Genomic DNA, 19,281 nt, shown 5'->3' with positions numbered 1-19,281 from the left:
TCAGGACAGTTGGATCATTGCGTTTGCCGGCCAGCGGCCGGCACGACCGCTACCGCTACCGGGCGCAGGCCCAGCGCGATCACCACGCCGAGCGCGGCGAACAGCGCGGCGCCGTACTGTGCGTTGACCATGCCCTGCAGGGCATCGGGACTGGTTGCTGCCTGCGTGCCGCGCGCGGCGTTGGCGACCATCACCAGTACCGCCAATCCCAAGGCGCCGCCGATCTGCTGGGCGGTGGCCGCCATGCCGGACGCGACACCTTGCTGCGGCCCCGGCACGCCCTGCCCGGCCACGATCCACATCGCCGTCCAGCTCATGCCCTGGCCGATGCTGAGCACCACGACGCCCGGCAGCAGCGGCCAGTAACCGGCGCCATGCGGCATCGCCAGCGCTACCGCGGCGATGCCGATGGCACCGGCGGCGAATCCCCAGGCCAGTACCTGCCGTGGCGAACGGCACCGCAGCATGCGTTCGGCAATACGGATGCCGAAGGTGCACACCAGTGTCGGCAGCAGGAACGCCATCCCGGCCTGCAGCGGGCTCCAGCCATAGCCATCCTGGAAGTACAGCGCCAGGAAGTAGTACTGCACGCCGTAGCTGCTCATGAAGGCGAAGGTCAGGCCGAGGGCCGCACGCAGGCCAGGCAGGCGCAACAGCGAAAACTGCATCAGCGGGTCACGGCTGCGCTTCTCGATCTGTACGAACACCGTCAACAGTACGGCTGAAAGCAGCAGGCAGATGAGCGTGGCCGGCGCCGTCCAGCCCCACTCCGGCCCTTGCACCAGGGTGGTGACCAGCAGGCTGCCGCCGGCCGTGACGGTGAGGCAACCGGCCAGATCGAATGAACGGCCCTGTACCCGTGGGCCATCGGCCGGCAGCCACGCGCCGGCCGCGACTGCACACGCCGTGGCCAGGGGAACGATCACCGCCAGCACCGCCGGCCAGCCGAACGCCTGGGTCAGCACCCCGCCCAGCAACGTGCCCAACGCCAACCCGACCGCGCTGGCCATGCTCCAGATCGCCAGCGCGCGGTTGCGTACCGGGCCTTCCGCGTACAGCGTGTTGATCAGCGCCAGCGTGGCCGGGAACAACAATGCAGCACCGATGCCCTGCGCCGCGCGCGCGATGATCAACAGCGTGGCATTGGGCGCCAGTGCCCCCAGCAACGAGGCCAGCGCGAACAGCAGCATGCCCAGCCGGTAGAAGCGGCGGCGGCCGATCAGGTCGGCGGCGCGCCCACCCAGCAGCAGGCTGCCGCCGAAGGCCACGGTGTAGGCACTGACCACCCATTGCAGCTGCTGCGCGTTGATCTGCAACGCGCGCCCCATGTCATGTAGGGCGACGAAGATGATGGTGGCATCCAGGGCGATGATCAGCTGGGCGGTGGCCAGCAGGGTCAGCGCCCAGCGCGGGTATTTGAGGGGAGGCATCGGCGGTCTGGCGTGGCGGGGGAACGCAGTCTCATTGATGCAGCCGAATCAATAAACCCCCGATTCACCATATCTGTCATGATTTTCGGCATGAATGAAGCCCCGATGGACCTCAATGCCGTGCGCATGCTGGTGCAGGTGGCCGAGGCACGCAGCTTCACCATTGCCGCCGGCCAGCTCGGCCTGAGCCAGTCCGGGCTGTCGCGCGCGATCAGCCGGCTGGAAGCCACGCTGGGGGTGAAGCTGCTGCAGCGGAACACCCGCAACGTGGCACTGACCCCGGATGGCCGCCAGTTCGTCGATCAGGTGTCGCCCCTGCTCGCCGGCCTCGACGACGCCGAACGGCAGCTCGCCGATCGCCCGTGCACACCCTCGGGCACGTTGAAGATCAGCGCGCCGTCGATGTTCGGGCGCAAGGTGCTGGTGCCGCTGCTGGCGCCGCTGCTGCAGCAGCATCCGCAGCTGCAGGTGGAAGCCGTGCTCAGCGATCGCCTGGTCGACCTGGTTGAAGAAGGGTTCGATGCCGCGCTACGCACCGGCGTCATTGCCGACCAGCGCATCGTCGCGCGTCCCCTGCGTCCGCTGCGCTGGGTGACTGTGGCCAGCCCGCAGTACCTGGAGCGCTGCGGCTCGCCGGCCGATGTGGCCGCGCTGCAGGATCACGCCTGCCTGGCGGTGCGCAACCTGCGCAGCGGCCGCCTGGTGGACTGGCAGTTCCTGCAGGACGGGCAGCTGCGTGAGTTCACCCCGCCGACGCGGATGGTGTTCGACAGCGGTGATCCGCTGGTGGAAGCGGCGATCGCCGGCATCGGCATCGTGCAGGTGATGGATTTCGCGGTGGCCGACGCGCTGGCCGATGGCCGCCTGCAACGCGTGCTGCAGCCGTTCGAAGGCCGCAGCCGTGCGTTGTCGTTGATCTACCCGCCTTCGCGCCAGCACTCTCCGAAGCTGCAGGTACTGGCCGACGCGCTGCTGGCGGGGGAGTGGTAGCGCCGGCCGCTGGCCGGCGCCTCCAGGAATTCAACCGTCCCAGGTTTGCCGGCCAGCGGCCGGCACTACCGATCAGGCAAAACCATCGGTGGCGCGCACCAGCGCGTCCACATTCTCCGCTTCGAACGCCGAGTGCCCCGAGGCCGGGGTGATTTCCAGCTTCGCCTTCGGCCACACCTTGGTCAGGTCCCAGGCGTTGGCCAGCGGGCAGACCACGTCGTAGCGGCCGTGCACGATCACACCCGGAATGTCGGCGATGCGGTGCGCGTCGCGCAGCAGCTGGTCTTCCACCTCGAAGAAGCCGCCGTTGACGAAGTAGTGGTTCTCGATGCGGGCGAAGGCCAGGGCGAAATGCGGGTCTTCATGGCTGTTGATGAAGTCATCATCCACGTGCAGGAAGCTGGTCGCGCCTTCCCACACCGCCCACGCCTTGGCCGCTTCCAGCCGCGTGGTTTCGTCGTCGCTGGTCAGGCGGCGGTGGAAGGCCGAGATCAGGTCGTGGCGCTCGACGGCCGGAATCGGCTTCAGGTAATGCTCCCACGCATCCGGGAACAGGCGGTTGGCGCCTTCCTGGTAGAACCATTCCAGCTCCCAGCGGCGCAGCATGAAGATGCCGCGCAGCACCAGTTCGGTCACGCGCTGCGGGTGGGTTTCGGCGTAGGCCAGGGCCAGGGTCGAGCCCCAGCTGCCGCCGAACACCTGCCAGCGATCGATCTTCAGGTGCTCGCGCAGTTTTTCGATATCGGCAACGAGGTCCCAGGTGGTGTTGTCCACCAGGTCGGCGTGCGGGGTGGATCGGCCGGCGCCGCGCTGGTCGAACAGGATGATGCGGTACTTGGCCGGGTCGTGGAACTGGCGCATCTTGTCGCTGCAGCCGCCGCCCGGACCACCGTGCAGCATCACCACCGGCTTGCCGTCCGGGTTGCCGCACTGTTCGAAGTACAGCGTGTGGCGGTCGTCGACCTTCAGGGTGCCGACGTCGTAAGGGGTGATGGCGGGGTACAGCGTACGCATGCTTGCAGCTCCAGGGTGATGCCCTGCCGGGGCAGGAGAACCCCCATTCTAGGCCGGTCGCCGGCCCAGGGTGATGCGATCGCGCTGCTCCAGGTCCTGCACGGTCTGCACGTCGGCGAAACGCGCCGCCTCGAACAGCGCGCGGATCGCTTCGCCCTGGTCCCAGCCATGTTCGATCAGCAGCCAGCCGCCGGGCAGCAGATGCGCCTGGCCGCCGTCGACGATGCGGCGGATGTCGTCCAGGCCATCCACGCCGGAGGCCAGCGCGGTAGCCGGTTCGAAGCGCAGGTCGCCCTGCTGCAGATGCGGATCGTCGCTGGCGATGTACGGCGGGTTGCTGGCGATCAGGTCGAAGCGCGCGCCCTGCAGCGGCGCGTACCAGTCATGCCCGCCCTCGGCGAAGCGCACGTTGCGCAGTTCGTGGCGCGCGGCGTTGCGCGCGGCTACCGCCAGTGCACCCGTGCTGGCATCGGTGGCCAGCACCTGCGCCTGCGGCCGTTCGCTGGCCAGCGCCAGCGCGATCGCGCCGCTGCCGGTACCGAGGTCGGCCAGCTGCAGCGGGCCGTCCAGTGGCAGGCGATCCAGCGCCAGTTCCACCAGCAGTTCGGTTTCCGGGCGCGGAATCAGCGTGGCCGGATCGACCTCCAGGTCCAGCGTCCAGAAACCGCGGCGGCCGGTCAGGTAGGCCACAGGCTCGCCGGCCACGCGACGCGCCAGCAGCGCTTCGAAGGTGGCGAGTTCAGCGGCGGCCAGCGGGTCGGTGGCGTGTGCGAACAGCCAGCTGCGTGGGCGCTCCAGCACGTGCAGCAGCAGCAGTTCGGCCTCATGGCGGGCCTCGATGCCGCCCAGGCGGGCACTGGCCTCGGCCACGACCTGGCGCAGGGAGGGTTCGGTTTTGACGGACATGCCGCAATTGTAGAGTCGAGCTTGCTCGACTGCTCCCTGCCAATGGTCGAGCAGGCTCGACGCTACAAAAGGCGGGAATCCGTTCAGGTTCTGGCGGACGGGATAAGGAAGGGCTATCGGCCGTCTTCACCCGCCAGGGAAGATTTTCCTTGTCACACAGGCAGTTGCAGGATGGAGGCAGCCGGGTTCAGTGCCTGCTCAGTGCATTTTGATAGACTCCATCTATCAAATAGATGCAATCAATGGATTGTTCTTATCGCCAGCGAGTCGGTAACCTAGCTCCTGTCGATTCACCCACCCCCCTTCACCCAGAGGAATAACGATGTCCCTGATCAACACCCAGATCCAGCCGTTCGAAGCCAACGCTTACCTGAATGGCGAGTTCATCAAGGTTTCCGACAGCACCCTGAAGGGCCAGTGGTCGGTCCTGATCTTCATGCCGGCCGCCTTCACCTTCAACTGCCCGACCGAGATCGAAGACGCCGCTGACCATTACGCCGAATTCAAGAAGGCCGGCGCCGAGGTCTACATCGTCACCACCGACACCCACTTCTCGCACAAGGTGTGGCACGAAACCTCGCCGGCCGTCGGCAAGGCCCAGTTCCCGCTGGTTGGCGACCCGACCCATCAGCTGACCAACGCCTTCGGCGTGCACATTCCGGAAGAAGGCCTGGCCCTGCGCGGCACCTTCATCATCAACCCGGAAGGCGTGATCAAGACCCTGGAGATCCACTCCAACGAGATCGCCCGTGACGTCTCCGAGACCCTGCGCAAGCTGAAGGCTGCCCAGTTCACCGCCGCCAACCCGAACCAGGTGTGCCCGGCCAAGTGGAAGGAAGGCGAGAAGACCCTGACCCCGTCGCTGGACCTGGTCGGCAAGATCTAAGGCAGTACCGGCCTGCCGTGGCCCCACGCCACGGCGCGCCCTTCATCCCCGTGCCGGTCCCCCCGCCGGCGTGGGGGTGAACCCAAGACAGCCAACGCTCGCCCGCCTTGGCCAGCCAGCCCCTTCCACGGTCGCTGTCTTGGGTTCACCCCTACCCCCTGCTGGTCCGCTAACTTCTACAGCGGTGCCACGCCCCCTGTTTGCCTGAAGCCAGGAGATGACCCGATGTTGGACGCCAACCTGCAGTCGCAGCTGAAGACCTATCTGGAGCGCGTGACCCGCCCGATCCAGATCACCGCGCACGCCGACGACGGCGCCAAGTCGCAGGAGATGCTGGAACTGCTGCAGACCCTGGAAAGCCTGTCGGACAAGATCTCGCTGCAGGTGCTGCGCGACGGCCAGGGCCGGGTGCCGTCCTTCGACCTGGGCACCCCGGGCCAGGACATCCACCTGACCTTCGCCGGCCTGCCGATGGGCCACGAGTTCACCTCGCTGGTGCTGGCCCTGCTGCAGGTCGGCGGCCACCCGTCCAAGGCCACCGCCGAGCTGATCGAGCAGGTGCAGAACCTGGAGGGCGACTTCAAGTTCGAAACCTACTTCTCGCTGTCCTGCCAGAACTGCCCGGACGTGGTGCAGGCGCTGAACCTGGCCGCCGTGCTCAACCCGCGTATCCAGCACGTGGCCATCGACGGCGCCCTGTTCCAGGACGAAGTGGAGAAGCGCGAGATCATGTCGGTACCGACCGTGTACCTCAACGGTGAAGTGTTCGACCAGGGCCGCATGACCCTCGAGCAGATCGTGGCCAAGCTGGACACCAATGCCAGCAAGCGCGATGCCGAGAAGATCGCCGCCAAGGATGCCTTCGACGTGCTGGTGGTCGGTGGTGGCCCGGCCGGCGCCGCTGCGGCGATCTACGCCGCGCGCAAGGGCATCCGCACTGGTATCGCCGCCGAGCGTTTCGGTGGCCAGGTGCTGGACACCATGGCGATCGAGAACTTCATCTCGGTGAAGGAGACCGAAGGCCCGAAGCTGGCCACGGCGCTGGAGCAGCACGTGCGCGAGTACGACGTGGACATCATGAACCTGCAGCGCGCCAGCGCCCTGGTGCCGGCCGGCGAAGATGGCCTGGTGCAGGTGCAGCTGGAGAACGGCGCGGTGCTGAAGTCGCGTTCGGTGATCCTGTCCACCGGCGCGCGCTGGCGGCAGATGAACGTGCCGGGCGAAGACCAGTACCGCAACAAGGGCGTGGCCTACTGCCCGCATTGCGATGGCCCGTTGTTCAAGGGCAAGCGCGTGGCGGTGATCGGCGGCGGCAACTCCGGCGTCGAGGCGGCCATCGATCTGGCCGGCATCGTGTCGCATGTAACCCTGCTGGAATTCGATTCCAGCCTGCGCGCCGATGAAGTGCTGCAGAAGAAGCTCCGCAGCCTGGCCAACGTGACCGTGCTGACCAGTGCGCAGACCACCGAAGTGCTGGGTGACGGCAGCCGGGTCACCGGCCTGGTCTACAAGGACCGCGTTGGCGGCGATGCCCACCGCGTCGAGCTGGAAGGCATCTTCGTGCAGATCGGCCTGCTGCCCAACACCGAGTGGCTGAAGGACACCGTGGCGCTTTCGCCGCGTGGCGAGATCGTCATCGATGACCGTGGCCAAACCAACCTGCCGGGCGTGTTCGCCGCAGGCGATTGCACCACGGTACCCTACAAGCAGATCATCATCGCCATGGGCGCTGGCTCGACCGCCGCACTGAGCGCGTTCGACCACCTGATCCGCTCGTCGGTGAGCAACAGCAGCGGTGCCGTTGCTGAAGCGGCCTGATCCACCGTTCCCAGATCACCGGGAACATTGTCTGCCTGCCGGGTAACCAAGCCGTCAGCCGGTCCGTTACCCCTGGGGTGTAAGGATGAACCTACGTGATCTGAAGTACCTGGTAGCCCTGGCCGACCACAAGCATTTCGGCCGGGCTGCCGCCTCCTGCTTCGTCAGCCAGCCCACGCTGTCCACGCAGATCCGCAAGCTGGAAGAAGAGCTGGGCCTGCCGCTGGTGGAACGCGCGCCGCGCAAGGTGATGCTGACCCCGGCCGGGCAGGAAGCCGCCGCGAGGGCACGGGTGATCGTGTCCGAAGTGGAGCAACTGAAGGAAGCGGCGCGACGCAGCCGCGATCCGGAAGCCGGTACGGTGCGCCTGGGGATCTTCCCGACCCTGGGCCCGTACCTGCTTCCGCATGTGATCCCGCGCATCCGCGAACGTTTCCCGGAGCTGGAACTGCTGCTGGTCGAGGAAAAGAGCGACGTGCTGCTCGACCGCCTGCGCGAAGGCAAGCTCGATGCCGCGCTGCTGGCGCTGCCGGTGATCGACGACCAGCTGCATGCCGAGTTCCTGTTCGAGGAGCCGTTCCTGCTGGCTGTGTCCGGGCGCCATCCGCTGGCCCGCCGCGAACACCTGGACGTGCAGGAGCTGGCCACGCAGAAGCTGCTGCTGCTGGAAGACGGCCATTGCCTGCGCGATCAGGCGCTGGAAGTGTGTCGACTGTTCGGCGCCAACGAGAAGTCCGAGTTCCGCGCCACCAGCCTGGAAACCCTGCGGCAGATGGTCGCCGCCGACGTCGGCATCACCCTGCTTCCCAGCCTGTCGGTACAACCGCCGGTGCCGCGCTCGAACAACATCCGCCTGCTCGACTTCACCGGCGAAGGTCGTCCGAGCCGCCGCATCGCCATGATCTGGCGCCGCAGCTCGGCGATGAATGGCTTCCTGATGGAGCTGGCCGACCAGTTCAAGCGGCTGCCGCATGCACTGTTCACCCTCGACGCGGTGAACGCCGTCGGCGACGACGCCAATGCACTGCCCGGCCCCGCGCTGAACGGCTGAGCCCCCACAGCCTCGGCCCGGAATCGGCAGGAGTCGATTCCGGTCGCATTTGTCCCCACAATACAGACAGGCGGCGCCAGCGGGTGCCGCCTTTTGCATGGCTTTCAACCAAGGAGCGTCACCATGAACACCGCCAGCGGCCTGCCGCCGTCGATCACTGTTTCCACCTTCGACATGGACCGCCTGGAGGCCATGCTCGACTCCCCTGCGCTGAGCCAGACGCCTGCCGCGCTCGCGCTTGCTGAAGAACTCAACCGGGCCACCGTGCTGGCGCCGGACCAGATTCCCGAAGGCATCGTCATGATGCATTCGCGCGTGGAGTGCGAAGATGAAGTGTCGGGCGAAAAACACGTCCTGACCCTGGTCTTCCCCCGCGAAGCCAACGTCGATGAAGGCAAGGTTTCCGTGCTGGCCCCGGTCGGCAGTGCCCTGCTCGGCCTGGCCATCGGCCAGAGCATCGACTGGAATGCGCCCGGCGGCCGCAAGCTGCGCCTGCGCGTGACCGCGGTCCACAACGACCGTCCCTGATTACCGCTGCGCACCGCGCGCGATTCGATCCCCCTGCACCAGGAGCCATAATGAGTACCCCGTCCAAACTGTCCCAGCTGCGCGAACTGTCCGTGGTCGTTGCCGATACCGGTGACTACGACGCGATCAAGCGCCTGCAGCCGGTGGATTGCACCACCAACCCGACCCTGGTGAAGAAGGCGCTGGACCTGCCGGTCTACGCCGAACTGATCGAACGTGAACTGGCCTGGGGCCGCCAGCAGAGCGGTGACCGCGAAGCGGTGGTGCACGCCGTGGCCGACCGCCTGACCATCGGCGTCGGCGCGTTGCTGAGCACGCTGGTGCCGGGCCGCGTGTCCACCGAAGTGGACGCCGACCAGGCCCACGACACCGCCGCGACCGTGGCCAAGGCCCGCCAGTTCATCCAGATGTACGCCGATGCCGGCGTGCCGCGCGAGAAGATCCTGATCAAGATCGCTGCGACCTGGGAAGGCGTGGAAGCCGCGCGCATCCTGCAGGCCGAGGGCATCGACTGCAACCTGACCCTGATCTTCAACCCGACCCAGGCGCTGGCCTGCAGCGAAGCCGGCGCATTCCTGATCTCGCCGTTCGTGGGTCGCATCCTGGACTGGTACGTGGCCAACGGCCAGGCCCCGGCCAGCATCGATGAAGACCCGGGCGTTAAGTTCGTGCGCGGCGTGTATGCCGAGTTCAAGCGCCGCGGTTCGCCGACGGTGGTGATGGGCGCCTCGTTCCGTTCGACCGCGCAGATCGAAGCGCTGGCCGGCTGCGACCGCCTGACCATTTCGCCGGACCTGCTGGAGAAGCTCGATGCCGACCACGGCGAGCTGCCGCGCAAGCTGGTGGCCGGTGCCGCCGATGGCGTGGCGGTGACCCCGATCGATGCGGCGAAGTTCGCTGCGGACCTGGCGGCGGACCCGATGGCGACCGAGAAGCTGGCGACCGGCATCGATGCGTTTGCCAAGGATCTGCAGGCGCTGCGCGAGCGGATTCGTTCGGAACTGTGAGGATTTCGGCCAACGGCTGAGCCCCTCGTGGCGGGGGGCTCAGAGCAAAAGCCGTGCTGGGTCGGGCGGGTTGGGTTCGCGGGGGACGCCGTGAACCCGTCCCTGGGGGCTTGGCCGCGGCATCCATGCCGCGGACACCCCCGCGAACCCAACCCGCCCGCCCTCTGACAGTTTCCGGCGGCCGCCCGCCACGTAAGAAAGAAAGAAGAGCAACAGCGGGTCGCGCGCTGCGCTTGCTCGCAGTCGAGCAAGCTCGACTCTACGGAGCACTGCATACAAACAAAAGGACGCGGCGAAGGCCGCGTCCTTTTGTTTTCCTTCAGTTCGTCAGTAACCCATGCTCTTGCCCACCGTCACCGGGAAATGATCGGAGGCGGGACGGGTGCAGATGGCGGGACCGTCCACGGCATGGATGCCGTGGCCGAGCCCCCAAGGACGGGTTTACGGCGTGTCCCGCCATCTGCACCCGTCCCGCCCAACTCACAACCACCCAGAGCCGCTTTGGCTTTGGCTTCTGCAGTAGATTCTGCCCGCCGCAGGCGGACCACCGCGCGTCAGCGCGGCCCCTCCACATCCAGCCCGATCGGGCAGCTCACCCCCGTGCCACCAATGCCGCAGTAACCGTTCGGATTCTTCGCCAGGTACTGCTGGTGATAATCCTCGGCGTAGTAGTACGTTGGTGCCGGGTACACGATCTCGGTGGTGATCGCGCCGTAGCCGGCCGCATCCAGCTGCGCCTGGTAGGCCTCGCGACTGGCCAGCGCGGCGGCGTATTGGGCCTCGTCGGTGGCGTGGATCGCCGAGCGGTACTGGGTGCCGGTGTCGTTGCCCTGGCGCATGCCCTGGGTCGGGTCGTGGCTTTCCCAGAACAGCTGCAGCAGCCGCTCCAGGCTCACCACCGCCGGATCGAACACCACCTGCACCACTTCGGTGTGGCCGGTCAGGCCCGAACACACCTCTTCATAGGTCGGGTTCGGGGTGATGCCACCGGCGTAACCCACGGACGTGCTGTACACGCCCGGCTCGTTCCAGAACTTGCGTTCGGCGCCCCAGAAGCAGCCCAGCGCGAAGCGGATCTGCTGCAGGCCGGCGAAACGGTCCTTCAGCGGATGACTGTTCACGAAGTGCTGGTTGCTGTGCAGCGGCAGCGGCTGCTCGCGCCCCGGCAGCGCTTCTTCCGGGCGCGGCAGGCGCTGCTTGAAGGCCCCGATGCCGAGGATGCCCTGGCCAATTCCCAACATGATGCGCTCCTACGCCGGAAGGCCGGCAATGTCGTCTGCATCTGAAATGGGGTCGTCCGGCGCGTGGCCCAAGTCCAGCGAGGCCACGATGTCCTCGGCCTGCGGCCGCGCCGCATCCGGGATGCCGACCCGCAGTACGCCGAACAATGGCAGCTCGCCCATGCCACCCAGCAGCTGCTCGCCAAACACGAAGGCGGGGATGCCGGCGTCTTCCAGCGCGTGCTTGACCAGGTGGGCGTCGAACAGGTTGTCGGCCTTGTACACGATGTGCATGCGGCGGCTCCTTGGGGCAGGGGTCCAGCATACGCCCGGGCGCTGAATGGTGGCGGTGGCGGCGGATGACCATTGCGCCGGAAGGTGGGGTGGTCGTGCCGGCCGCTGGCCGGCAACCCCGGACGGCGCCGGGCAGCCCTGCGCCGTACGCGCTAGACTGTTGGTCTTTCTGCCCTTTTTCGCCCCAGACTCATGTCCGAGCACACCCCCGCCAGCCCCGAGACCCCCGCCGACAGCCACGAAAAGCGCGATTTCATCCGCCAGATCGTGCGCGAGGACCTGGCCAGCGGAAAGCACCAGGCGATCAAGACCCGCTTCCCGCCCGAGCCGAACGGCTACCTGCACATCGGCCATGCCAAGTCGATCTGCCTGAACTTCGGCATCGCCGGTGAGTTCAGCGGTGTCTGCAACCTGCGTTTCGACGACACCAACCCGGCCAAGGAAGACCCGGAGTACGTGGCCGCGATCCAGGACGACGTGCGCTGGCTGGGCTTCGAGTGGAACGAGCTGCGCCACGCCTCGGACTACTTCCAGACCTACTACCTGGCCGCCGAAAAGCTGATCGAGCAGGGCAAGGCCTATGTCTGCGACCTGTCGGCCGAGGAAGTGCGCGCCTACCGTGGCACCCTGACCGAGCCGGGCCGCCCGTCGCCGTGGCGCGACCGCAGCGTCGAGGAGAACCTGGACCTGTTCCGCCGCATGCGCGCCGGTGAATTCCCGGATGGTGCGCGCACCCTGCGCGCCAGAATCGACATGGCCAGCGGCAACATCAACCTGCGCGATCCGGCGCTGTACCGCATCAAGCATGTCGAACACCAGAACACCGGCAATGCGTGGCCGATCTACCCGATGTACGACTTCGCGCACGCGCTGGGCGATTCGATCGAGGGCATCACCCACTCGTTGTGCACGCTGGAATTCGAAGACCACCGCCCGCTGTACGACTGGTGCGTGGACAACGTTGATTTCGCCCACGACGACGCGCTGACCCAGCCACTGGTCGACGCCGGCCTGCCGCGCGAAGCCGCCAAGCCGCGCCAGATCGAGTTCTCGCGCCTGAACATCAACTACACGGTGATGAGCAAGCGCAAGCTGATGGCGCTGGTCACCGAACAGCTGGTGGACGGCTGGGAAGACCCGCGCATGCCGACCCTGCAGGGCCTGCGCCGCCGTGGCTATACCCCGGCGGCGATGCGCCTGTTCGCCGAGCGCGTGGGCATCAGCAAGCAGAATTCGCTGATCGACTTCAGCGTGCTGGAAGGCGCGCTGCGCGAAGACCTGGACAGCGCCGCGCCGCGCCGCATGGCCGTGGTCGACCCGGTCAAGCTGGTGCTGACCAACCTGCCCGAAGGCCACGAAGAGCAGCTGACCTTCAGCAACCATCCGAAGGACGAGCGCTTCGGCAGCCGCCAGGTGCCGTTCGCACGCGAAGTGTGGATCGACCGCGAGGATTTCGCCGAAGTGCCGCCGAAGGGCTGGAAGCGCCTGGTCCCGGGTGGCGAAGTGCGCCTGCGCGGCGCCGGCATCATCCGCTGCGACGAAGTGATCAAGGATGCCGATGGCACCATCACCGAGCTGCGCGGCTGGCTGGATCCGGAATCGCGTCCGGGCATGGAAGGCGCCAACCGCAAGGTCAAGGGCACCATCCATTGGGTCAGCGCCGTGCATGGCGTGCCGGCCGAGATCCGCCTGTACGACCGCCTGTTCTCGGTGCCGAACCCGGACGACGAATCGGAAGGCAAGACCTACCGCGATTACCTCAACCCGGAATCGCGCCGCACAGTCACCGGCTATGTCGAGCCGGCCGCGGCCAGCGCCGCCCCGGAGCAGTCGTTCCAGTTCGAACGTACCGGCTACTTCGTTGCCGACCGCCGCGACCACACCGAGGCCAAGCCGGTGTTCAACCGCAGCGTGACCCTGCGCGACACCTGGTCGGCCTGAGGACCTGCGCGGGCGCCAGCACGGCGCCCGCTCGCCCGCGACGATGATCACCGCCCTGTCCGCCCTGCTCTGGTTCATCTCGCAGCATCCGCTGCTGACGTTCTTTGCAGCGATGGTGCTGGCCGGGCTGGTCTCGTGGTGGCGCCGCTTTCCGGGCTACGCCATCGTGGTGTTCCCGCTGGCGATGCTCAACATCTTCCTCGGCCACTTCCTCAACGCCGCCTTCCTCAACGTGGTGGGCGAGCGTGGTGAAGCGGTGATCGTCAAGGCCGAGGAAACCAACTCCACCCTCAACGAACAGTACATCTGGCGCTACGAAGCGGTGCTGCGTACCGCCGAGGGCCGTGACGTGGAGGTGGTGTTCCACACCAACACTGCCTCGCTGTGGCCGCTGGAGAACGCGATCCGTATTCCCGCGCGCGACCAGCCCTTCGTGGTGAAGTACACCCCGGGCTTCCCGCGCAACTTCGTCATCCTTACCAACGAATCACCGCACGGCATCGCGCAGGCCCGGGCCAGCGCGCGCGAACGGGTGGAAGTGGCCGCACGCAAGCTGCATTTCAGCCCGGGCAACGCCAATTTCCGCGAAGACTATCGCCGCGAGCTGGACACCTGGCTGCGCGAGCATGGCAATGATCCGCAGCAGCAGCCCGACGCGCAGCGCTATCGCGCCGAACTCGAAGCGCTCGACGCGATCGATCGCTAGACCCCAGGCACGGCCTGGATGTTCCACCCCATCCATCCACAGGCCTGACATGACCACGACTTCCACCGCCCTCCTCCCGCTGCTGCAGCAGGTCCTGCAGGGCGCCGGCATCGCCAGCCGCGTCGACGATGGCGCACTGCTGCTGGACAGCGGCCTGCGCCTGACCCCGCATGCAGTGGCCGCGAATGAACGCGACAACGGTGGCTGGCAGACCTCTACCGTCATCGAGACCCAGCACCCCGTGCTCTTCGCCGACGGCCTGTTCGAGTACCAGCACGCCAACGGTGCCGACGAACAGGCCTCGCTGCTGTCCGGCTTCCAGACCTGGATCCGGGTGGACCTGGCGACACTGCAGACCGCCATCGGCGCCGCAGACGCACAGGGCCTGCCGATGTTGGGCCTGAGCTATCCGGGCGCCGAGGAAGGCGAAGAACTGCAGCGCACCGTGGTGCTGGGGCCGCTGGCGCACTACCGCGCACAGGAGGTGGATGCCTCCAGCTGCAGCGAGGACGACCACGGTTCCTGCCCGTGCTGCCTGTTCACCCGCAGCATGGACGCCTTCGATGAGCTGCTGAGGGCGCGCCCGTTCCTGGCCATCCGCCTGTTCGCCTCGCGCGACGCCGAAGGCCTGTGCGAAGCCGATTGCCGGGTCAACGGCCACGATTTCGCCGCTGCCCTGCCCCTGCTGCGCGCCTATGCCGCCAGCTGGCCACAGGCCGGCCTGGAGTTCCGCAAGCAGTACGTGGTGATCCGCACCGGCTCGCCGGGCTGACCCGTCGCCACACCCGGTACAGGCCGGTGCGGCTACACTGCGCGCCGGTTTCCCAAGCAACCGCACCTTCTTCCATCCCACACGAGGCACCCCCGCGATGCTGTACGCGCAAGTCCACCTGACCCTTCCCGCCTGGATCCACGACCAGATCGACCTGGATCGTCGATATCCCGGCGATGAGGCCAAGGTCGCGCTGGCGATCGAGCTGTCGCGGCTGAACGTCGAGCACGCCAGTGGCGGCCCGTTCGGCGCGGTGGTGTTCGGCCCGGATGACAAGGTGATCGCTGCCGGCGTGAACCGGGTGATGCCGCACGCGACCTCGCTGGCGCACGCCGAGAACATGGCCTACATGCTGGCCCAGCAGCGCCTGCAGACCCCGCGCCTGAACGCGGTGCTGTCGCCGGTCACCCTGGCCACCAGCTCGCAGCCGTGCTGCCAGTGCTACGGCGCCACGGTGTGGGCCGGCATCGACCGCCTGCTGATCGGCGCCAACTCGGCCGACGTCGAGGAACTGACCCCGTTCGACGAAGGCCCGCTGCCGGCTGACTGGGTGGGCGAGCTCAACAAGCGCGGCATCGAAGTGGTGCAGGGCCTGAACCGCGACGCCGCACGCAGCGTGCTGCGCGCCTATGGGGAAAGCGATGGCGCCCGTTACTGAGGCCGGCATCGGCCTGCTGTGCCTGTGCCGGCAGGGCTTCGAGCCCGAGCTGGCCGGCGAGCTGCAGTTCCGCGCGGGCGAAGCCGGTTTCGCCGGGTATGCGCGCACCCAGCGCAACGACGGCTATGTGCTTTTCATGTGCGACGAAGCCGCTGCATTGGCACCGCGCCTGCGCTGGCGCGAGCTGATCTTCGCGCGGCAGAAACTGCTGGTACTGGCCGAGCTGCCGCAGCTGGATCCGGCCGACCGCATCACGCCGATGCTGGAGGTGCTGGCCGATGCGCCGCGCTTCGGCGACCTGTGGGTGGAGCATCCCGACTCGGATGCGGGCAAGCCGCTGTCCGGTCTGGCGCGCGCCTTCGGCAACGCGCTGCGCCCGGCGCTGCGCAAGGCCGGCAAGCTGACCGACAAGCCGAACAACCGCCTGCCACGCCTGCACGTGGTGTTCGTCGATGGCACCCACGCCTTCGTCTGCATCGCCGACCCGGCCGACAGCGCACCGTGGGCGCTGGGCATTCCGCGCCTGAAGCTGCTGCCCGAAGCCCCCTCGCGTTCGGCGCTGAAGCTGGACGAAGCGCTGTTGACCCTGCTGACGCCGGAAGAACGCGAGGCTCTGGCCAGACCCGGCATGCGTGCGGCCGACCTCGGTGCTGCACCGGGCGGCTGGACCTGGGTGCTGACCCGCCAGCACATGCACGTGCTGAGCATCGACAACGGGCCGCTGCGCCAGCATGTGCTGGATACCGGCCTGGTCGAGCACCTGCGCGCCGATGGCTTCCACTGGCATCCGGAACAGCCACTGGACTGGATGGTCTGCGATATGGTCGAGCAGCCGCGCCGCGTGGCCGAGCGCATGGCCACCTGGTTCCGCGAAGGCTGGTGCCGGCACGCGATCTTCAACCTGAAGCTGCCGATGAAGAAGCGCTGGGACGAGACCCGGCTGTGCCTGGACCTGTTCCAGGACCAGGCCGGCAAGCCGCTGGTGGTGCGCGCCAAGCAGCTGTACCACGACCGCGAAGAGATCACCGTACTGGCTTCGCCGCTGCGCTGAGGCCATCGTGCCCGCCGGGCATGGCCCGGCGCTACCGAGGGATGCAACCATGCGATACCACTCGACTCCGATACTGATCGCCCTGCTGGCGGCGGCGCCTGCCCTTGCCCAGCAGTTGCCGCATACGCCCGCGCAGAGCCAACCGCTCGGCCCGACCGGTGGCGCGATCCGCCAGCAACCGCTGGGCGCTGGCCGGGTCACCGGCAGCGTGGAGATTGCACAGCCGGCCGGCGAAGCGCAGGTGACGGTACGTTCGCTGGAACCGAGCAGCGTGGTCGGCCAGTACCGCATCCGCTTCAGCGACCTGGACGTGAACGGCGATGGCTTCATCAGCCGCGAGGAAGCACAGGCCAACCCGGCGTTGGCCGACGAGTTCAACGCGCTGGACCGTAAGCACCGCGGCAAGCTCGACCGCACCGACCTGGCCGGTTGGCTGGTGGATTGATCCGCCGTCGCGATCGTCATCCACGCATGGCGTGGTTCTACTGACTCCGGGCACACGACCCGTTCCCGGTGGGTGCCAACCTTGGTTGGCACACTGTCGAAGGCGTGCCAACCAAGGTTGGCACCTACCAGAGGGGCCGGTACTCCGGTCAGACGCCGGCGGCGCGTTTCCAGAATGCCTGCACCAGCGGCGGCCATTTGCCGACGCAGCCCAGCGCGCGGCCGCGGGCCAGGGTCAGGTGCATCTCGTCATTGGAGAACAGACGGTTGATCGCATCGAAGCTGTAGGCGGCGATGTGATTGTCACTGCGGCGTTCGCGGGCCCAGCGCTGCAGCCGCTGCGGTGAAAGGCGTGGCTGGCCGCGTCGTTCGCTCGAGGGCGCCAGCCACTGCTGCAGGGCGGCGACATCGCGCAGGCCCAGGTTCACGCCCTGCCCAGCCAGCGGATGCACGACATGCGCGGCATCGCCCAGCGCCAGCACGCGACCGGCGACATAGTGGCGAGCGAGCTGACGGCGCAGCGGGAATGCCGCCCGTGCCGAGGCCAGCCGCAGTTCGCCCAGGCGGGCGGCAAAGGCACGGGTCAGTTCGCGATTGAACGCGGCTTCGTCCAGTGCCAGCACGCGCGCGGCTTCCTCCTCCGGAAGGGTCCAGACGATCGAACTGCGGCGCTCGGCCACCGGCAGCAGCGCCAGCGGCCCGGTCGGCAGGAAGCGCTGCCAGGCCGTGGCCTGGTTCGGCAGCTCGCTGTCCACATAGGCCACCACGCCACGCTGGTGGTAGTCATGCCGCTCGACCTCGATCCCGGCCAGCTGGCGCAGGGTCGATTCGGCGCCGTCAGCAGCCACCGCCAGCGCCGCTTCCAAACGACGGCCATCATCCAGGCGCAGGCGCACGCCGGCCTCGTCCTGCTCCAGCGCTTCCACCCGCGCCGGGCAATGCAGCTGCACGCCCGCGGCCGGCAGCGCCGCCCACAGGCGATCCTGCAGCAGCCCGTTTTCGACGATGTAGCCGAGCTCGCGCCGACCGAAGCGGTCCGCGTCGAACAACAGATCCTCGCCACCCGCCGCATCCCACACCTGCATGCGCCGGTAGGGCCAGGCGCGGGCCTGGGCAATCGCCGGCCACACCCCCAGCCGGTTCAACAGCTGCACATTGTCAGCGGCGAAGGCAAACACCCGCAGGTCCGGCTGCGCGGCCTGCCAGGGCGCCGGTTCGCGCCCTTCCACCAGTGCGACCGAGAGCCCGGCATCGGCCAGTGCCAACGCGCAGGCCGCGCCCACCACGCCGCCGCCGACGATCGCCACGTCCAGTCGCGCGCGCCGGTTCATGCGGCTTCTCCACGGCACAGGCGCGGCACCTCGCCGCGGAAGCCCATCGCGCCACCGACCAGCATCGACTGCACCGAGGCACGTTGCGCGGCGACCAGGCCGAGGCTGCGCAGCGGTCGCATCAGCGGTGCCGGATTGCTGGTCAGCCGCGCCAGGCCACCGGAGAACGCCACCGTCTGCCGGCGGTCCTCCTCACGACGCGCGACATAGGCCTGCAGCAACGCGTCACTGCCGGCGTCCTCGTTCGCATCCTCCAGCAGTTCAGCCAGGGTCAGCGCATCGCGCAGGCCCAGGTTGAAGCCCTGTGCGCCCAACGGGTGGATGGTCTGTGCGGCGTTGCCGAGCAGCACGCTGCGCTCACCGGCCAGCGCGCGCGCCAGCACCTGGATCAGCGGATACGCACTGCGCGGGCCGGAGTCGAGCAGGCGCCCAGCACGCCAGCCGATCGCATGCTGCAGCCGCTGCAGCCAGGCGGCATCATCCAGCGCCATCACCGCGTCGGCCTGGTCGCGCGCAACACCGTGCACGGTGCCGAAGTGGCGGTCGCCGCGCGGCAACAGCGCGGTCGGGCCGGTATCGGTGAAGCGCTCCCACGCCGTGCCATCCGGCGCGCGCTGGCTGCGCACGCGGGCGACAAACAGCGTCTGCTGGAAATCATGGCGGTCGACCTCGATCCCCAGCGCGTCGCGCACGCCACTGGTGGTGCCATCGGCACCGACCACCAGCCGGGCCAGCAGCACGCGTTCGCCCGCCTCGTCGGCCACCCGCACCTGGCGGTAACCATCGAGCACCCCGCCCAGCCCGAGGAAACGCATCGGCCGGTAACGGCGCAGTCGCGGCAGCTCCTGCAGCCGTGCCTCCAAGGCCTGGCCGAAGTCGCGCGCAACCACCACCTGGCCGAACCAGGGCCGGTCATAGTCACTGGCGTCAAGCTGCACACGGCCGAAATCACCGGCGCGGCTGACATGGATGCGGCGGATCGGGCCCGGAGCCATCGCCAGCTTCTGCATCACGCCCAGTGCGGTCAGCGCGTTGACCGTGGCCGCAGCGAAACTGAGGTTGCGCTGGTCGAACACCGCCGGCAGTTCACCGGCGGGACTGGCCTCGAGCAGGCCCACATCGCGGCCCAGGCGCTCCAGGGCAATGGCCAGGCTGGCGCCGACCAGGCCGCCTCCGACGATCAGCACGTCATGTCGTTCACTCATGCGTTCATGATACGCGCTCGTCCCGACTG

General features: G+C 67.8%; 19 protein-coding genes. 12 read left to right on the top strand and 7 right to left on the bottom strand.

The window, feature by feature from the left end; all coding sequences use genetic code 11:
• Positions 1 to 14: 14 nt before the first annotated feature.
• Positions 15 to 1,430, bottom strand: a complete 1,416-nt coding sequence (locus N440_RS01480) for an MFS transporter (protein WP_133933873.1) — start codon at positions 1,428 to 1,430, stop codon at positions 15 to 17.
• Between the two features lie 105 nt (positions 1,431 to 1,535).
• Here N440_RS01480 and N440_RS01475 point away from each other — a divergent pair, with 105 nt between their 5' ends.
• Positions 1,536 to 2,420: a LysR family transcriptional regulator gene (locus N440_RS01475; RefSeq protein ID WP_133935955.1), complete on the top strand. Its 885-nt coding sequence runs from the start codon at positions 1,536 to 1,538 to the stop codon at positions 2,418 to 2,420.
• 72 nt (positions 2,421 to 2,492) lie between these two features.
• Here N440_RS01475 and pip read toward each other — a convergent pair whose 3' ends face one another.
• Complete coding sequence (gene pip, locus N440_RS01470) at positions 2,493 to 3,434, bottom strand: prolyl aminopeptidase (protein ID WP_133933872.1); 942 nt, start codon at positions 3,432 to 3,434, stop codon at positions 2,493 to 2,495.
• Between the two features lie 48 nt (positions 3,435 to 3,482).
• Positions 3,483 to 4,340 (bottom strand): peptide chain release factor N(5)-glutamine methyltransferase, encoded by an 858-nt coding sequence (gene prmC, locus N440_RS01465; protein WP_133933871.1) that lies wholly within the window; start codon positions 4,338 to 4,340, stop codon positions 3,483 to 3,485.
• A 322-nt stretch (positions 4,341 to 4,662) separates the two neighbouring features.
• On the opposite strand from prmC, the gene ahpC reads away from it, so the two are divergent.
• From ahpC to N440_RS01440, 5 genes are all read left to right on the top strand, one after another.
• On the top strand, positions 4,663 to 5,226 hold the full coding sequence (gene ahpC, locus N440_RS01460; RefSeq protein ID WP_004144811.1) for an alkyl hydroperoxide reductase subunit C: 564 nt from the start codon (positions 4,663 to 4,665) through the stop codon (positions 5,224 to 5,226).
• 225 nt (positions 5,227 to 5,451) lie between these two features.
• Positions 5,452 to 7,044, top strand: coding sequence for an alkyl hydroperoxide reductase subunit F (ahpF, locus tag N440_RS01455; protein ID WP_040008812.1), 1,593 nt, complete (start codon positions 5,452 to 5,454; stop codon positions 7,042 to 7,044).
• Positions 7,045 to 7,129: 85 nt separating this feature from the next.
• Entirely contained in the window at positions 7,130 to 8,095 is a 966-nt protein-coding gene (locus N440_RS01450; protein WP_008268420.1) for a LysR substrate-binding domain-containing protein, read from the top strand.
• Positions 8,096 to 8,218: 123 nt separating this feature from the next.
• Complete coding sequence (gene rnk, locus N440_RS01445; RefSeq protein WP_004154317.1) at positions 8,219 to 8,623, top strand: nucleoside diphosphate kinase regulator; 405 nt, start codon at positions 8,219 to 8,221, stop codon at positions 8,621 to 8,623.
• A 50-nt stretch (positions 8,624 to 8,673) separates the two neighbouring features.
• Positions 8,674 to 9,630 (top strand): transaldolase, encoded by a 957-nt coding sequence (locus N440_RS01440; RefSeq protein WP_133933870.1) that lies wholly within the window; start codon positions 8,674 to 8,676, stop codon positions 9,628 to 9,630.
• 554 nt (positions 9,631 to 10,184) lie between these two features.
• Here N440_RS01440 and msrA read toward each other — a convergent pair.
• A complete protein-coding gene (gene msrA, locus N440_RS01435; RefSeq protein WP_133935954.1) occupies positions 10,185 to 10,850 on the bottom strand; it encodes a peptide-methionine (S)-S-oxide reductase MsrA in 666 nt (221 codons plus the stop codon).
• A gap of 30 nt (positions 10,851 to 10,880) precedes the next feature.
• Positions 10,881 to 11,144 carry a DUF2007 domain-containing protein gene (locus tag N440_RS01430; protein WP_004154314.1) on the bottom strand — a complete coding sequence of 88 codons (264 nt, stop codon included), beginning with the start codon at positions 11,142 to 11,144 and terminating at the stop codon, positions 10,881 to 10,883.
• Positions 11,145 to 11,336: 192 nt separating this feature from the next.
• Between N440_RS01430 and N440_RS01425 the strand changes: the two genes are divergently transcribed.
• The 6 genes from N440_RS01425 to N440_RS01400 all read left to right on the top strand — a co-directional run bounded on the left by N440_RS01425 (position 11,337) and on the right by N440_RS01400 (position 16,717).
• Entirely contained in the window at positions 11,337 to 13,085 is a 1,749-nt protein-coding gene (locus N440_RS01425) for a glutamine--tRNA ligase/YqeY domain fusion protein (RefSeq protein ID WP_133933869.1), read from the top strand.
• A gap of 43 nt (positions 13,086 to 13,128) precedes the next feature.
• Positions 13,129 to 13,791, top strand: a complete 663-nt coding sequence (locus N440_RS01420; RefSeq protein ID WP_133933868.1) for a hypothetical protein — start codon at positions 13,129 to 13,131, stop codon at positions 13,789 to 13,791.
• Between the two features lie 49 nt (positions 13,792 to 13,840).
• Entirely contained in the window at positions 13,841 to 14,563 is a 723-nt protein-coding gene (locus tag N440_RS01415; RefSeq protein ID WP_133933867.1) for a DUF6348 family protein, read from the top strand.
• Between the two features lie 97 nt (positions 14,564 to 14,660).
• The gene (locus N440_RS01410) at positions 14,661 to 15,221 is read left to right on the top strand and encodes a nucleoside deaminase (RefSeq protein WP_004154307.1); all 561 of its coding nucleotides are present in this window, start codon (positions 14,661 to 14,663) and stop codon (positions 15,219 to 15,221) included.
• Complete coding sequence (gene rlmM, locus N440_RS01405; protein ID WP_049457325.1) at positions 15,205 to 16,272, top strand: 23S rRNA (cytidine(2498)-2'-O)-methyltransferase RlmM; 1,068 nt, start codon at positions 15,205 to 15,207, stop codon at positions 16,270 to 16,272. Before N440_RS01410 ends, rlmM begins: the two co-directional genes overlap by 17 nt.
• Positions 16,273 to 16,321: 49 nt before the next feature.
• A complete protein-coding gene (locus N440_RS01400; RefSeq protein WP_133933866.1) occupies positions 16,322 to 16,717 on the top strand; it encodes an EF-hand domain-containing protein in 396 nt (131 codons plus the stop codon).
• A 148-nt stretch (positions 16,718 to 16,865) separates the two neighbouring features.
• On the opposite strand, the gene N440_RS01395 is transcribed toward N440_RS01400, so the two are convergent.
• A complete protein-coding gene (locus N440_RS01395; RefSeq protein ID WP_133933865.1) occupies positions 16,866 to 18,047 on the bottom strand; it encodes a UbiH/UbiF family hydroxylase in 1,182 nt (393 codons plus the stop codon).
• Positions 18,044 to 19,252: a 2-octaprenyl-6-methoxyphenyl hydroxylase gene (gene ubiH / locus N440_RS01390; protein WP_133933864.1), complete on the bottom strand. Its 1,209-nt coding sequence runs from the start codon at positions 19,250 to 19,252 to the stop codon at positions 18,044 to 18,046. The genes N440_RS01395 and ubiH overlap by 4 nt, the downstream gene beginning before the upstream one ends.
• Positions 19,253 to 19,281 lie beyond the last annotated feature (29 nt).

Source organism: Stenotrophomonas sp. CC22-02 (genome assembly GCF_004365115.1).
GTDB classification, from domain to species: Bacteria; Pseudomonadota; Gammaproteobacteria; order Xanthomonadales; family Xanthomonadaceae; genus Stenotrophomonas; species Stenotrophomonas forensis.
This window is presented reverse-complemented; position numbering and strand designations above follow the sequence as displayed.